The sequence below is a fragment of the Litorihabitans aurantiacus genome, from assembly GCF_030161595.1.
GTDB lineage: Bacteria > Actinomycetota > Actinomycetes > Actinomycetales > Beutenbergiaceae > Litorihabitans > Litorihabitans aurantiacus.
This window is the reverse complement of the sequence record NZ_BSUM01000001.1, coordinates 2,806,082-2,819,457: the sequence shown is the minus strand read 5'-3', so window position 1 is coordinate 2,819,457 and position 13,376 is coordinate 2,806,082. Positions and strand designations below refer to the sequence as shown.

15 protein-coding genes and 1 pseudogene are annotated in these 13,376 nt (G+C 73.3%); 5 read left to right on the top strand and 11 right to left on the bottom strand.

Annotated features, from left to right (window positions below; all coding sequences use genetic code 11):
• Positions 1 to 33: 33 nt before the first annotated feature.
• A complete protein-coding gene (locus QQK22_RS13435; protein WP_284251444.1) occupies positions 34 to 861 on the top strand; it encodes a heme ABC transporter ATP-binding protein in 828 nt (275 codons plus the stop codon).
• Between the two features lie 397 nt (positions 862 to 1,258).
• Here QQK22_RS13435 and QQK22_RS13430 read toward each other — a convergent pair whose 3' ends face one another.
• Both QQK22_RS13430 and QQK22_RS13425 read right to left on the bottom strand, forming a co-directional pair.
• Positions 1,259 to 1,489, bottom strand: coding sequence for a hypothetical protein (locus QQK22_RS13430; protein ID WP_284251443.1), 231 nt, complete (start codon positions 1,487 to 1,489; stop codon positions 1,259 to 1,261).
• Between the two features lie 99 nt (positions 1,490 to 1,588).
• Complete coding sequence (locus QQK22_RS13425; protein ID WP_284251442.1) at positions 1,589 to 1,816, bottom strand: hypothetical protein; 228 nt, start codon at positions 1,814 to 1,816, stop codon at positions 1,589 to 1,591.
• An 86-nt stretch (positions 1,817 to 1,902) separates the two neighbouring features.
• Here QQK22_RS13425 and QQK22_RS13420 point away from each other — a divergent pair, with 86 nt between their 5' ends.
• A complete protein-coding gene (locus tag QQK22_RS13420; RefSeq protein ID WP_284251441.1) occupies positions 1,903 to 2,631 on the top strand; it encodes a biliverdin-producing heme oxygenase in 729 nt (242 codons plus the stop codon).
• Between the two features lie 8 nt (positions 2,632 to 2,639).
• On the opposite strand, the gene QQK22_RS13415 is transcribed toward QQK22_RS13420, so the two are convergent.
• The gene (locus tag QQK22_RS13415) at positions 2,640 to 3,455 is read right to left on the bottom strand and encodes a TetR/AcrR family transcriptional regulator C-terminal domain-containing protein (protein WP_284251440.1); all 816 of its coding nucleotides are present in this window, start codon (positions 3,453 to 3,455) and stop codon (positions 2,640 to 2,642) included.
• A 120-nt stretch (positions 3,456 to 3,575) separates the two neighbouring features.
• On the opposite strand from QQK22_RS13415, the gene QQK22_RS13410 reads away from it, so the two are divergent.
• Together QQK22_RS13410 and QQK22_RS13405 are read left to right on the top strand one after the other, a co-directional pair.
• On the top strand, positions 3,576 to 4,673 hold the full coding sequence (locus tag QQK22_RS13410) for an ABC transporter ATP-binding protein (RefSeq protein ID WP_284251439.1): 1,098 nt from the start codon (positions 3,576 to 3,578) through the stop codon (positions 4,671 to 4,673).
• Positions 4,670 to 5,521 (top strand): ABC transporter permease, encoded by an 852-nt coding sequence (locus QQK22_RS13405; protein WP_284251438.1) that lies wholly within the window; start codon positions 4,670 to 4,672, stop codon positions 5,519 to 5,521. The genes QQK22_RS13410 and QQK22_RS13405 overlap by 4 nt, the downstream gene beginning before the upstream one ends.
• Positions 5,522 to 5,557: 36 nt before the next feature.
• On the opposite strand, the gene QQK22_RS13400 is transcribed toward QQK22_RS13405, so the two are convergent.
• Positions 5,558 to 6,175 carry a TetR/AcrR family transcriptional regulator gene (locus tag QQK22_RS13400; RefSeq protein ID WP_284251437.1) on the bottom strand — a complete coding sequence of 206 codons (618 nt, stop codon included), beginning with the start codon at positions 6,173 to 6,175 and terminating at the stop codon, positions 5,558 to 5,560.
• Positions 6,176 to 6,312: 137 nt separating this feature from the next.
• Between QQK22_RS13400 and QQK22_RS13395 the strand changes: the two genes are divergently transcribed.
• Positions 6,313 to 6,567, top strand: a complete 255-nt coding sequence (locus tag QQK22_RS13395) for a DUF4235 domain-containing protein (protein WP_284251436.1) — start codon at positions 6,313 to 6,315, stop codon at positions 6,565 to 6,567.
• A 48-nt stretch (positions 6,568 to 6,615) separates the two neighbouring features.
• On the opposite strand, the gene mnhG is transcribed toward QQK22_RS13395, so the two are convergent.
• The 7 genes and pseudogenes from mnhG to QQK22_RS13365 form a co-directional block, all read right to left on the bottom strand.
• Positions 6,616 to 7,113, bottom strand: a complete 498-nt coding sequence (gene mnhG, locus QQK22_RS13390) for a monovalent cation/H(+) antiporter subunit G (protein WP_348525589.1) — start codon at positions 7,111 to 7,113, stop codon at positions 6,616 to 6,618.
• Complete coding sequence (locus tag QQK22_RS13385; RefSeq protein ID WP_284251435.1) at positions 7,110 to 7,463, bottom strand: monovalent cation/H+ antiporter complex subunit F; 354 nt, start codon at positions 7,461 to 7,463, stop codon at positions 7,110 to 7,112. The genes mnhG and QQK22_RS13385 overlap by 4 nt, the downstream gene beginning before the upstream one ends.
• On the bottom strand, positions 7,460 to 8,143 hold the full coding sequence (locus QQK22_RS13380; RefSeq protein ID WP_284251434.1) for a Na+/H+ antiporter subunit E: 684 nt from the start codon (positions 8,141 to 8,143) through the stop codon (positions 7,460 to 7,462). The genes QQK22_RS13385 and QQK22_RS13380 overlap by 4 nt, the downstream gene beginning before the upstream one ends.
• Positions 8,140 to 9,749, bottom strand: a pseudogene (locus QQK22_RS13375) (Na+/H+ antiporter subunit D). The gene QQK22_RS13380 and the pseudogene QQK22_RS13375 overlap by 4 nt, the downstream one beginning before the upstream one ends.
• A complete protein-coding gene (locus QQK22_RS13370; RefSeq protein ID WP_284251433.1) occupies positions 9,746 to 10,237 on the bottom strand; it encodes a Na(+)/H(+) antiporter subunit C in 492 nt (163 codons plus the stop codon). Before QQK22_RS13370 ends, QQK22_RS13375 begins: the two are co-directional and overlap by 4 nt.
• A complete protein-coding gene (locus QQK22_RS18900; protein WP_348525588.1) occupies positions 10,234 to 10,782 on the bottom strand; it encodes an MnhB domain-containing protein in 549 nt (182 codons plus the stop codon). The genes QQK22_RS13370 and QQK22_RS18900 overlap by 4 nt, the downstream gene beginning before the upstream one ends.
• Positions 10,779 to 13,256, bottom strand: a complete 2,478-nt coding sequence (locus tag QQK22_RS13365) for a Na+/H+ antiporter subunit A (protein WP_348525587.1) — start codon at positions 13,254 to 13,256, stop codon at positions 10,779 to 10,781. Before QQK22_RS13365 ends, QQK22_RS18900 begins: the two co-directional genes overlap by 4 nt.
• Positions 13,257 to 13,376 lie beyond the last annotated feature (120 nt).

Sequence of the window (13,376 nt, the reverse complement as noted above, 5' to 3'; positions counted from 1 at the left end):
ACGGGCGCCACGGCGTCGCCCGAGGCGCCCCTGATGGTCGCGTCCGGTGTCGGTGTCGTGCTCGGCGGGTCCACGATCCTCGACGGCGTCGGGCTCGAGGTCCGCCCCGGGGAGCTCGTCGCGCTGGTCGGCCCCAACGGCGCGGGCAAGTCGACGCTGCTGTCCGTGCTCGCCGGCGACCTCGAGCCGCAGGTCGGCGACGTGGCCGTGCTCGGCGTCGAGCTGCGCCGCACGCCCGTGCGCGAGCTGGCCCGCGTGCGCGCGGTCCAGGTCCAGGAGTCCCAGCTGAGCTTCGCGTTCACGGTCACCGAGGTGGTCGCGATGGGCCGGGCACCCTGGCGCGGCACCGCGGCGGAGGACGACGACGACGCCGTGGTCGGCGAGTCGATGTCCCGGGCCGACGTCACCCACCTCGCGCCGCGCCGCTTCCCCTCGCTGTCGGGCGGCGAGAAGGCCAGGACCTCGTTCGCCCGCGCGCTCGCGCAGCGCACGCCCGTGCTCCTGCTGGACGAGCCGACCGCCGCGCTCGACATCCGCCACCAGGAGGCGCTGCTGACGCAGGTGCGCCACCTGGTCGACGGGGGCGCCGCCGTCGTGGTGGTCCTGCACGACCTCAGCCTCGCCGGGGCCTACGCCGACCGCGTCGTGCTGCTCAGCGGCGGGCGCGTCCGCGCCGAGGGTCCGCCGGACGACGTGCTGACGTCCGCGCTGCTGACCGAGGTCTACGGCCACCCGGTGGAGGTCGTGCACCACCCCGACCACCCGGGGCCGATCGTGCTGCCGCTGCGGCAGCCGCGCACCCCACGGGTCACCCGCGAACCTGCCCCGCACCCGCTCGTCGACGAGGAGATCACGCCATGAGCGCCGTCGCCCCTGCACCCGCCGCCGCTCGACGGCGCAGCCGCACCACTCGATCGACGCCGCGTCGGGCCGCCCTCGCCCTCGCGGGGGCCGGCGTGCTGCTGGGAGCCGCGGCCGGCACGGGTGCCCCCGCGGTCGCCGCCCCCGCTCCTCAGCCGGGCCCGACCGGGGCGAGCGTCTCCGCCGTCGGGCCCCTGGGGGAGGCGACGGCCTCGCCCGACGGCCCGACGACGCTGACCCTCACCGGATCGGGCTTCCAGTCGATCGACGGCGGCTTCGGCGGCATCTACGTGCTGTTCGGGTGGGTCGCCGACGGCGCGTGGCAGCCCAGCGCGGGCGGCGGCTTCGGCGTCACCTACGCCTACCAGCCGGACGTGCAGGCGGCGGAGAACTCCGGCTACCAGAAGTTCGTCACCTTCCCGGGGTCCACCACCGCGTCCGAGGCCAACGGCTCGGAGGTCGCGCTCGACGGCTCGTGGGCCACCGACCTCGTGATCCCCGGTCCGGTGCTGCAGGTCACCGACGCCTCCGGCGCGAACCCGCGCGAGCTCGACTGCCGCGTGGAGACCTGCGGCGTCATCACGTTCGGGGCGCACGGCGTCGTCAACGCCAACAACGAGACCTTCACGCCGATCTCGTTCACGACGGCGGAGGGGGCCGCTCCGGTCGAGGAGCCCGCCGTCGAGGTGTCGCCGGCCGAGGCGCCGGCCGAGGAGGCGCCGGCCGATCAGGGTGAGGACGCGAGCGCCGAGGGGTCGGCGTCCGCGGAGGAGCCTCCCGCGAGCGCAGCGGCGGCGGCCGAGGACGGCGCGGCGACGGCGGATGACGAGAGCGGCTCGTCGTCCGCCGCGCCGTGGATCATCGCCGGGACCACGGCCGCGGCCGCGATCGGGTCGACGACGGCGGCCGTGGTCGCGGTCAGGCGGCGGAAGGCGTCGTCCGAGGCCTGAGACACCCCTGGTGCAATCGCGCAGGTAAGGCTTTCCTTATCTGAATGGTCATGACAGACTGTCGTGACAAGTTGTCAGAACGAGGAAGACCATGACCGAGACGCTCGAGCCCGCCGCCCCGCCCGCCACCGGCGTCCCTGCCGCCGACGCCGTCGGGTCGGCGGCCGTCGCCCCCGAGGCCACGGCCCCGCCGACGCTCTCGGTGCTGCTGCGCGAGGCCACCCGCCCGCAGCACGAGCACGCCGAGACGCGGTCCTTCGTGAGCGACCTCATGGGTGGCGCGCTCGGCCGTGATGCCTACATCGACCTGACGCGGCAGCACCACGCGATCTACACGGCGCTCGAGGCGGCCGGCGAACGCCTCCGCGACGACGCCGTGGCGGCTCCCTTCGTGCTGCCGGAGCTGCTGCGGGTGCCGAGCCTCGAGGCCGACCTGGCGATCCTGGCCGGTCCGGGCTGGCGCGAGGAGCGCACGCTCGTGCCCGCCACGCTCGCCTACACGGCCCGCCTCGACGCGATCGCGCGGCCCGAGCACCTGCTCGCGCACCACTACACGCGCTACCTGGGCGACCTCTCCGGCGGCCAGATCGTTGCGCGCATGCTGCAGCGCCACTACGGCATGACTCCGGAGGAGCTGACGTTCTACACGTTCGCCGACATCCCCAAGCCCAAGCCGTACAAGGACGCCTACCGGGCTCGCCTGGACGCCGCACCGCTGACGAGCGAGGGCACGGGCGCCGTCGTGGCCGAGGCCGCGGTCGCGTTCGACCTCAACGCCGCCCTCTTCAACGACCTCGGGCTGCGCCACCCCGCCCCCTGAGGCGCTGACTAGCTTCCGGCGGACGCGGCGGCGATCGCCCGCTCCACCGCCGCCAGGAGCGGGGCGAGCGCCTGCTCGGTGCCGGAGCGGTCCACCTCGAACGCGCCCGCGAGCCACATCCGCGTCATCGTCGGATACCGCTCCGGGTCGAAGTGCGTCTCCCAGAAGTGGCTCTGCTGCGTCCAGTAGTCCTCCTGCGACACGCCCTGGTCGCCGTCGCGCCGCTCCTGAGCGAGCTCGCGGGCCAGGCCGTGCACGAAGGTCTCGAGCAGGTCGCGGATGCCGACGACCTCCTCGGGGGTGAGCGGGGTGGCGGCGAGCACCCGCAACCCGGCCTCCTCGGCGTCGAGCACGTGCGGGGCCAGCGGGAGGCGCCACTGGTTGAGGTCGAGCAGCCAGGGGTGCGCGGCGTACATCCGCAGGAGCGAGTCGGCGTAGCGCAGCAGACCCTCGCGCCACGTGCCGCCGTCGGTGGGGAGGTCGAGCTCGGCGTAGGCGGCGTCGATCATGAGGTCGACCAGCTCATCGCGGCCGGGGACGTAGGTGTAGAGGCTCATCGCACCCGCGCCGAGCTCGCCCGCGACGCGGCGCATCGTGACACCGCCGAGGCCGTCGGAGGCGGCGACGGCGAGCCCGGCGGCCACGACCTCCGCCCGCGTGAAGCGGGGGCGCCGCCCGCGCGCGCTGGGCTCGGGCGGCAGCCAGAGCAGCTCGAGGCGGCGCCGTTCCTCCGCGGAGGGCTCGACGGCGACGTGTCCCACCTGCTCGGCGTGCGCGTCGACGAGGTCGCGCAGGCTCGCACCGGCCGTCTCCCGCTCCTGCATCTCGCCACGATCCTCTCGTCCGCCGGTGCCCGCCGCCCGTGACGCGGCGGGGGCTTCCCCTTCTTGTCCGTACGTCGTACTGTAACGCCGTCCCTCTTTCGGTACGGCGTACGGAGAACGATGATCACCACCCGAGGTCTGAGACGGACCTTCACGAGGAAGGCGAGCGTGGTCGAGGCGGTGCGCGGCATCGACCTGTCGGTCGCGGACGGCGAGCTCGTCGCGATCCTCGGCCCGAACGGCGCCGGCAAGTCCACCACCCTGAAGATGCTCACGGGCCTGCTCGCGCCCACCGCCGGCGAGGCGACCGTCGCGGGGCACGACGTCGTGGCGCACCCCGACCGCGTGCGGCGCGCCATCGGCTACATCGGTCAGGGCAACAGCGCCGGCCACTACTTCCGCGTCGCGGACGAGCTCGCCAGCCAGGCGCAGTTCTACGGCGTCCCCGCGGCCGAGGGACGGCGGCGCGCGGCCGACCTGCTCTCCGCCCTCGACCTCGTCGGGCTCGAGAAGCGCACCGTCAACACCCTCTCGGGTGGTCAGCGGCGGCGGCTCGACGTCGCGATGGGGCTGCTGAACCGCCCGCCGCTGCTGTTCCTCGACGAGCCGAGCACCGGGATGGACCCGGCCAGCCGGGCCAACCTGTGGGAGCACGTCCAGCGCATGCGGCACGAGTTCGGGATGACGCTCGTGCTCACCACCCACTACCTCGAGGAGGCCGACCGGATGGCAGAACGCGTCGTCGTCATCGACCAGGGGTCGATCATCGCGGACGACACCCCGACGGCCCTGCGCCACACGCACGCCTCCGACGTCGTCACCCTCACCTGGGCGAGCGAGGCGGAGGCGCGCCGGGCCCGGGAGGTGCTCGCGGCCGACGCACGCGTCGCCGGTGGCCTCGCGCAGCCCGGTGCGACGACGACGGCGACGGCGGCGGCTCCGGCGGCGACCGTGCCGGGCGGCCTGCGGCTCGAGCTGGACGACGGTCCCGCCCTCCTGCCCGTGCTCCTGCACCTGCTCGAGGGTGCGGGCCTGCGACCGGCGACGGCGTCGATCGCCGAGGCGACGCTCGACGACGTGTTCCTCAACCTCACCGGCCGGTCGCTGCGCGAGGAGTCGGAGTCGGGCGACGACGCCGCCGCGGTCGCCGCGATGGCGTCGGCCGCCGGTGGGCCCGGCGGGTCCGGCGGGTCCGGGAGCGCGGGAGGTGCGGCATGAGCGCCGCGACGTCGACGACCCCCGGGGCCGCGCCGTCGCCCGCCTCGGCCGTGCCGACGAGCCCGGTGGCCCGTTTCGTGCACGACACGGCGGCCGTCGCGTGGCGCGAGCTGCGGCTCACGCTGCGCGACCCGTTCTCGCAGGTCTTCGCGCTCGGGCAGCCGATCGTGTTCCTGCTGCTGTTCGCCCCGCTGCTCTCGGGCCTCGTGGGCGGGGCGATGGCCGGTCCCGGGGCGGCGGCCGCCGGCGAGTCGACCATCCAGTGGTTCCTCCCGGGCCTGCTGGTGATGATCGCGCTCTTCGGCACCGGGATGACCGGGTCGAACCTGCTCTTCGAGATGCAGATGGGCAGCTACGAGCGCATCCTCGCCTCACCGCTCTCGCGCGCCTCGATCATCGTCGGGCGAGCGCTGAAGGAGTTCGTGCCGCTGGTGGCGCAGGCGCTGATCCTCACGCTGGCGGCGATCCCCTTCGGGTTCGAGATCCACGTCGCGGGGGTCGCGCTCGGGCTCGTGATGCTGGGCCTGTTCGGCATCGGCCTCGGATCGCTCTCCTACGCGCTCGGCCTCGCGTCGAAGAACCGGGAGTGGCTCTTCTGGACGGTGCAGCAGTCCGTGACGTTCCCGCTCCTGCTGCTGGCGGGCATGATGCTGCCGCTGGAGTCCGGGCCGGGGTGGATGCAGGTGGCCTCGCGGTTCAACCCCATCACCTACCTGGTCGACGCCGAACGGGTGCTGTTCGCCGGCGGATTCACGATCGACGTGGTCTGGGGCTTCCTGGCCGCGGCGGCGACGCTCGCCGTCGGGCTCGCCGTGGGGGTGTCAGCGATCCGCCGCGCGACCCGCTGACGTTGCCCGAGGCGCACCGCGCGGGAGCGGTGCGCCTCAGGCGGTGCGGCGCACCGCGACGGTCGGGTCGACGCCGACGGCGCGCATCACGAAGGCCACGGTCTCCTCGATCGCGCGGTTGCGCCGCGAGCCCTCCTCCGGCACGTGGCGCGCGTTGAGGCAGGAGTTGATGAGGGGTACGACGGCGTCGAGGTCCTGGCGCGGGAAGCGCCCCGTGCCGATGCCCTGGATCAGGATGCGCCGCAGCGGGGCCTCGATCTGGGAGATGTGCTCGCGCAGGCGCAGCATCGTGTTGCGGCTGACGACCGTGCGCAGGTCCGGGCCGGGCGCGAGGTGGTAGACGCGCTTGAGGCGGATCTGCTGCTGCACGTAGGTCCGCAGCTGCTCGACCGGGTCCTCGACCCCGAGGAGGGACTCCTCCAGCGCCGCGATGTACGAGGTCGTCTCGTTCTCGATGAACCCGAGGAGGAGCGACTCCTTGTCGGGGAAGTGGTTGTAGACGGCGGTGCGACCCACGCCGGCCTCGCCCGCGATGTCCGCCAGCGTGATCGCGTCGAAGCCCTCGCGCTCCATCAGCGCCGACAGCGCGGCGAACAGCCGAGAGCGCACCTGTGCGCGGTGCTCGGCCAGCGTCGACCCGATGATCTTCGGCATGGGCACCATTCTCGCACGTATCTGACGTATCACCCAGGCTCGTCAGAATGTGGGGAACGCCACCGGGCACCCGGGACCAAGGTCCCGGGTCGGTGTCCGGGAGCCGCCCCCGGACGTGCCCGCACTAGGCTCGCGACATGAGCAGCGAGACCAACCAGAAGATCGTCACGACCCTCGCCGTCATGGCTGCAGGCTTCGTCGCCACGAAGGCCCTGAGCCTCGTGTGGCGCAAGGTCACCGGCCACGAGCCGCCGTCGCACGGCGACGACGCGTCGGTGCGCGAGCTCGTCGTGTTCGCCGCCATCTCCGGCGCCCTCGCGGCGCTCGCCCGCGCGGGCACCACGCGGGCCGTCACCCGCGCGATCGCCAAGCGGGTCGACGACGCGGTCTGACCCGACCCTCGGTGCGGACGGCGACCCGGGGTCGCCGTCCGCCGCCGGTTAGCGCTCGTGCGGCTCCTCGTGGGGGCGCGGGTCGGTCGTCGCCATGACCTCGTCACCCTCGGACTCCCCGGGCGCCTCGCCCGACGCCGGCGCGGACGCGCCCGACGGACGCACGCCGGCGGGCGTGGTCCGCTCGATCTCGGCCAGGTCCTGGGTCAGCTCGTCCACGACCAGCAGGTCGTCGCGGACCTGATCGGTCCGGTACCCCGCCCGCCCGACCATGTGGGCCGAGACCGGCGCGGTGATGAGCTGCAGCGCCACCACCAGCACGAGCGTCCAGATGACGACGCCGGTGCGGATCTCGAGCGCGAGCCCCGCCATGAGCAGCGCGAGACCGAGGACCTGCGGCTTGGTGGCCGCGTGCATCCGGGCGAGCAGGTCCGGGAACCGCGCGATGCCGATCCCGGCCACCATCGCGAGGAACGACCCCGCCACGAAGCAGATCGCCGCCGCCACGTGCATGACGGTGTCGAGCACACCTCCCTCGGTGATCACGACGCCTCACCCCCGTCCTCGAGCTCGGCCCGACGGCGGGCCGCCTGCTCGGCGGCCGCCTCCTCGCGGGTCATGATGCGCTTGTCGTCGTCGGAGTCGGCGGCCGCGAAGCGCGCGACCGTCACCGACCCGAGGAAGCCGACCAGGGCCAGCACCACGAGCACCGGCACGAGGTCGGTGCGCAGCGTCCAGGCCGAGACGAGGGCGACGGCGGCCAGGACGCCCGCCACCACGACGTCGACCGCGACCACGCGGTCCAGCATGCTCGGACCGCGTTCGGCGCGGACGACGGCGCACACGGCACCGATCGTGACCATGACGCCGCAGACGATCACCACGACGATGTTCATCGGTTCTCCTCCGATCCGGCTGCCGGGGCGGGGACCGCCGAGGCCCCGCCGCGACCGGCGCCGCCGAGGCGACGACGGGGCAGCCCGGCGCGGGCGATCTCCTCGTCCGAGGCGAGCGCGTACAGGATGCGGGCCTCCTGCTCGAGCACGTTCGCGCGGGCCCGCTCCACGGCCCCGGCGGCCTCGAGGTCGAGCACGTGCAGGTACAGGGTGCTGGTCGCGCGGTGGGCCTCGACGATGATCGAGCCGGGCACGAGGGAGCAGAAGTCGGCGGTCAGCGTCAGGTACAGGTCCGAGCGCGAGCGAAGCTGGACGCGGATGACACCGCTGCGCGGGTCACGCCCCAGCCGGAGCGCGACGGCGGTCACCTGGGCCGAGGCCACCACGATGTCGACGGCGAGCGTGCCCAGCAGCCGGAGGACGCCGAGCACCGAGGGGCGCCCCGCGAACGGCACGCGCGGCAGCGGGAGCACCGTGGCCACGAGCGTCGCGACGGCGAGGCCGCCCAGCAGGTTCGCGAGCGAGAAGTCGCCCCACAGCAGGAGCCAGACGAGCGTCAGCCACACCACGGCGGGGATCGAGGGTCGCCCGAGCCGTCCCTTGCGGACGGGTGCCTCCGCGGCCACGGTCGCGGCCGGGCTGGTCGCGAGGTCCTGGGCGTTGCGGTCCCGTGCGGTCATCGGTTCTCACTTCCGGTGCGGGCGCCCGAACCGGTCGGCTGCTCGGGCGAGGAGTCCTCCGGGCCGTCGCTGTCGCTCCCGGTGTCGGCCTCGGCGGACTCGCCGTCGCCCCGGGCCCCGTCGACGAGGACGGCGTCGATGTAGGGCGAGCGCGCCCGCAGGTCGCGCGCCGCGTCGTCGGCGTACCGGAACAGCGGACCCGCCAGGAAGGTGATCGCGCAGCTCGCGACGACCAGCGCGGCCGCCGGGCCGAAGGTGCTGCGCGGTGTGCGGACCTTCGGCAGCTCCTGCGGCGCCGTCTGCCAGAACGCCTTGTTCCAGGCTTTGATGATCGCGTACAGCGTGAGGAGGAGGTCAGCAGACCCGCCGCCACCACCGCGTACCCCAGCGGGGTGCCCAGGTCGATGCCGGCCTGCAGCAGACCGACCTTGCCCAGGAAGCCCGACAGCGGCGGGATCCCGGCGAGGTTCATCGCGGGGATGAAGAACACGATCGCCAGCGCGGGTGCGAGCTTCGCCAGCCCGCCGAGCCGCGCGAGCGACGTCGTGCCGCCCCGCTGCTCGATGAGGCCGGTGACGAGGAACAGCGCGGTCTGCACGGTGATGTGGTGCGCCACGTAGAAGACCGTGGCTGCGAGGCCCACCTGCGAGGCGACGGCGACGCCGAAGATCATGTAGCCGATGTGGCTCACGAGCGTGAACGAGAGCAGACGTTTCAGGTCGTCCTGCGCGACGGCGCCGAGGATGCCCACCACCATCGTCAGCAGCGCGATCACGAGCAGCACGTCGTCCAGCGCCCCGCCCGGGAAGAGCACGGTCTGCGTGCGGATGATCGCGTAGACCCCGACCTTCGTCAGCAGGCCGGCGAACACGGCCGTGACGGGGGCGGGCGCCGTCGGGTAGGAGTCGGGCAACCAGGCCGAGAGCGGGAACACCGCCGCCTTGATCGCGAACCCGAGCAGGAGCATGACCTGCAGGACGAGCTGCGTGCCCTCGGGCAGCTCGGGCAGGCGCTGGCCGAGCTGGGCCAGGTTGAGCGTGCCGGTCGCGGCGTAGATGAGGGCGATGGCCACGAGGAACAGCACCGAGGACAGCAGCGAGACGATCACGTAGATCGTCCCGGCCCGGATCCTGTCGCTCGTGGCGCCGAGCGTGATGAGCACGAAGCTCGCGCCCAGCACGATCTCGAACGCGACGTAGATGTTGAACAGGTCGCCGGAGACGAACGCGTTCGCCACGCCTGCGGCGAGCACGAGGTAGGTGGGGTGGAAGACGGAGACCGGGGTCTCGTCGTCCTCGACGTCGGAGGTGCGCTGACCCACGGAGTACCAGAGCACGCCGAGCAGCACGAGGCTCGAGACCACGAGCATCAGCGCGGCGAGCCGGTCCACCACGAGGGCGATGCCGACCGGGGCGGCCCAGCCGCCGACGTTGACCACCAGGGGACCGCCGTCGGCGGCGAACAGCAGCGCGACGGCGACGGCGAGCACCGCGCCGAGCGCGGTCAGCGAGATGGCGGCCTGGACACGGGGTCGGCGCGCCTGCGTGAGCGCGAGACCCGCGCAGATCAGCGGGATGACGACGGGAAGCGGGACGAGCCAGGTCATCGCGCACCTCCAGGGGTCTCGGAGTCGGGGACGTCCTCGGTCTCGTCACGCACCTGGGCGGCCTCGAGCGCGGCGTTCCCGGCGGCCTCGTCGGAGCGGGCGTCGTCCTCGCCGCGCTCGGCGCGACGGGCGATGCGACGGTCCTCGACGTCGTCCTGGACCTCGTCGTGGCCGTGCAGCTGCCACGAGCGGTAGGCCATCGCGAGGATGAAGGCGGTGAAGCCGAGCGTGATGACGATGGCGGTGAGGACGAGCGCCTGCGGCAGCGGGTCGCTCATCTCCTCGCCCTCGGACGCGTTGATCAGCGGCGGGGCGCCCGCGGCGCCGCCGGCGATGAGGATCAGCATGTTGACGCCGTTGCCCACGAGGGCGACGCCGATGAGCACGCGCGTGAGGCTGCGCTCCAGCAGGAGGTAGACGCCCGTGGCGATCAGGGCGCCCATCACGACGACGAGCACGAGGCTCGGGGTGGTGTCCGCGACGATCATCGTGCTCCCTCCTGCGTCGGTCCGGTGCTGCTGGCGGCGGGTTCGCCCCCGCCGGCGTCGGGTTCGGTGCCGTCGGCGCCCTCGGAGTCGTCGTGCCCGATCTCGCGCGCCTGGGCGCCGTCGGCCTCGCCCTGGCGGTCGATCTCCGCCCCGAGCGTGCGCAGCACGTCGAGCACGAGGCCGATCACGACCAGGTAGACGCCGATGTCGAAGAACAGCGTGGTGACGAACTTGACGGTGCCCAGCGGCCCGCCGTCGAACTCCAGGACCGCCGACTGCAGCACGGTGCCGCCGAAGAACATCGGCACGACGCCCGCGCCCGCCGAGAGGAACAGGCCCGAGCCGAGCAGGGCGCCCGCGTTGACCGGGGCCGCCTCACCGAGCTCGTAGCGGCCGCCCGCGAGGTAGCGCAGCACGAGCGCGACGCCGGCCACGAGGCCACCGGCGAACCCGCCGCCGGGCGCGTTGTGGCCCGAGAACAGCAGGAAGACCGAGAACACGACCATCGTGTGGAACAGCAGGCGCGTCGCGATCTCGAGGATCACCGAGCGGCGCTGCGGCGCCAGGGTCGCCCCGGCTGAGAGCCAGCGCTGGTTGCGGAGCGCGCCGTCGGGCTGCTCGCCGGGCGCCTCGACGCCGCGCGCCTGGAGGTGCACGAGGCGCTCGCCGCCGGCGGCCCCTGGGTCCAGACGTCGCCGAGGCGCTGGCCGCTCAGGTCCGCGGCGCGCTCGACGCGTGCCGTGCGCACCCGCAGGAAGACCAGCGAGGCGACGCCGGTGGCGGCCACGAGGAGCACCGAGATCTCGCCCATCGTGTCCCACGCGCGGATGTCGACCAGCGTGACGTTGACGATGTTGTAGCCGTACCCGTAGTCGTAGGCCTCGCGCGGGAAGTCCACCGACACGGGGTCGGCGGTGCGCGCGCTCGTCGCGATGAGGGCGATCACGCTCACGACGACGCCGACGGCGACGCCGAGCGCCGCGCGGAGCCAGCGGCTGTCGGCCAGCGGCCGGTTGGAGAAGTAGGCGGGCAGGCGGCGCAGCACGAGCACGAACACGAGCAGCGTGACCGTCTCGACCAGCACCTGCGTGAGCGCGAGGTCGGGCGCGCCGTGGATCTCGTAGAGGAACGCGACGCCGTAGCCCGAGATGCCGAGCAGGAGGATCGCCTTGAGGCGGCGACGGGCGCGGGCGGCCGCCACGGCCGAGACGACGATCACGACGCCGATGACGAGCTGCGCGGGGGAGTCCCAGGCCCGGACGTCGCCGATCGGGGTCTCGCCGGCCAGGATCGCCGTCGTCGCCGCGATCACCGCGACCACGAGGATCACCGCGAGGTAGACCGGGAGCGATCCGCGCTGGGTGATGGAGGTCGCCACCCCGGCGGCGCGGTCGAGGCGGCGCATGAAGCGGCGGTAGAGGTCCTCGGCGTCGAACGCGAAGCTCTCGCGGCGCTGCAGACCGGAGTCGCGGCCGCGCCACCAGAACAGTGCGGCGCCGCCCACGAGGATGCCGACCGTCAGGTAGAGCGGGAGGCCGAACCCGCCCCACAGGGTCAGGTAGCCGGGGTCGCCCTCGGGGTAGGTCTCGGCGTAGGGGGCCAGCAGGCGGTCGCCGAGCTTCGGTGCGAGGCCCGCGGCGAGGCCGGCGAGCGCCAGGATCGTCGGCGGGACGAACATCGGCCACGCCTCGCGGTCGGTCGGCGTGTCCTCGAGTCCGTCCTTGCGGGCGAACGCGCCCCACCAGAAGCGGAGTCCGTAGGCGACGGTCAGCACCGAGCCGACGACGAGGACCACGAGGAGCGCGGTGCTGCGCGGACCGCCGTCGTGCACCAGGCCCTCGAGCGCCGCCTCCTTGGCGACGTAGCCCGCCATCGGGGCGATGCCGATCATCGAGGCGATCGCGAGCGCCGCGACCACGGCGAGGAACGGCATGGTGCGCTTGAGGTTGGAGAGCTGGTGGATGTCGCGCGTGCCCGCCGCGGCGTCGACGATGCCGACCGTGAGGAACAGGGTCGCCTTGAACATCGCGTGGCTGCCGATCATGGCGATGCCGGCGAGGGCGACGGCGCGGTCGCTCTGCCCCACGAGCATGATCAGCAGACCGAGCTGGCTGACGGTGCCGTAGGCGAGCACGAGCTTGAGGTCCCACTGTCGCATCGCGCGGTAGCCGCCGACGATCATCGTGAGCGAGGCGAGCACCAGCAGCGGCCACTCCCACGACGCCCACGTCGAGAACCCGGGCGCGAGGCGCGCGACGAGGTAGACGCCCGCCTTCACCATCGCGGCGGCGTGCAGGTAGGCGCTCACCGGCGTCGGGGCGGCCATCGCGGCCGGGAGCCAGAAGTGGAACGGGATCAGCGCGGACTTGCTGACGGCGCCGACCAGCACGCAGATGATCGCGACGGACGTCAGCATCGTCATCGCGGGCGGCTGGGCGACGAGCTCGCGCAGCGAGTACGAGCCGCCCTCGACCTGGCCGAGGACGATGATGCCGCCCAGCATGACCAGGCCGCCGAACGTCGTCACGATGATCGCCTGCATCGCGGCGCGGCGCGAGACCTTGCGCTCGCTGTAGTGGCCGATGAGCAGGTAGGAGAAGACCGTGGTCAGCTCCCAGAACAGGTAGAGCATGAGCGTCGAGTCGGTCGCGACCAGGCCGAGCATCGCGCCGGCGAACGCGACGAAGACGCCGCCGAAGCGGCCCTTGCCCTTCGCGACGGACGCGAAGTACCAGGCGCAGTAGGCCAGCACGAGCGCGCCGACGGCACCCACGATCAGCACCATGAACCACGACAGCGTGTCCAGGCGGAAGGTGATCTCGAGGTCGAGCTCGGGGACCCAGGTGTAGGTCTCGACGACCTCGCGGCCGGCCATGATCTCGCCGGTGTGGGTCAGCGCCCACACGGCTGCGCTCGCGGGCGCGAGACCGAGGACGGCGAACATGCGCCGTCCGAATCTGTTCAGGAGGAGGGGGCCGATCACGGCTGCTGCGACGTGCAGCAGGAGGATCTGGAGCATCGCGGTCCCGTCTGGTAGCGGCGGCGGGGAGCAGTGGTCTACTCTACCCGCCAGGCTGTACCCGGACCACGTGATGCGTGCCTCGGGCTCCGTGCGCACCCGTTGCGCACCCGTCTCCGC

Coding starts and splice junctions, on each gene's coding strand:
- QQK22_RS13435 (WP_284251444.1), top strand. CDS start 34: ATGGTCGCGTCCGGTGTCGGTGTCGTGCTCGGCGGGTCCACGATCCTC.
- QQK22_RS13420 (WP_284251441.1), top strand. CDS start 1,903: ATGACCGAGACGCTCGAGCCCGCCGCCCCGCCCGCCACCGGCGTCCCT.
- QQK22_RS13415 (WP_284251440.1), bottom strand. CDS start 3,455: ATGCAGGAGCGGGAGACGGCCGGTGCGAGCCTGCGCGACCTCGTCGAC.
- QQK22_RS13410 (WP_284251439.1), top strand. CDS start 3,576: ATGATCACCACCCGAGGTCTGAGACGGACCTTCACGAGGAAGGCGAGC.
- QQK22_RS13405 (WP_284251438.1), top strand. CDS start 4,670: ATGAGCGCCGCGACGTCGACGACCCCCGGGGCCGCGCCGTCGCCCGCC.
- QQK22_RS13400 (WP_284251437.1), bottom strand. CDS start 6,175: ATGCCGAAGATCATCGGGTCGACGCTGGCCGAGCACCGCGCACAGGTG.
- QQK22_RS13395 (WP_284251436.1), top strand. CDS start 6,313: ATGAGCAGCGAGACCAACCAGAAGATCGTCACGACCCTCGCCGTCATG.
- QQK22_RS13385 (WP_284251435.1), bottom strand. CDS start 7,463: ATGAACATCGTCGTGGTGATCGTCTGCGGCGTCATGGTCACGATCGGT.
- QQK22_RS13380 (WP_284251434.1), bottom strand. CDS start 8,143: ATGACCGCACGGGACCGCAACGCCCAGGACCTCGCGACCAGCCCGGCC.
- QQK22_RS13370 (WP_284251433.1), bottom strand. CDS start 10,237: ATGATCGTCGCGGACACCACCCCGAGCCTCGTGCTCGTCGTCGTGATG.
- QQK22_RS13365 (WP_348525587.1), bottom strand. CDS start 13,256: ATGCTCCAGATCCTCCTGCTGCACGTCGCAGCAGCCGTGATCGGCCCC.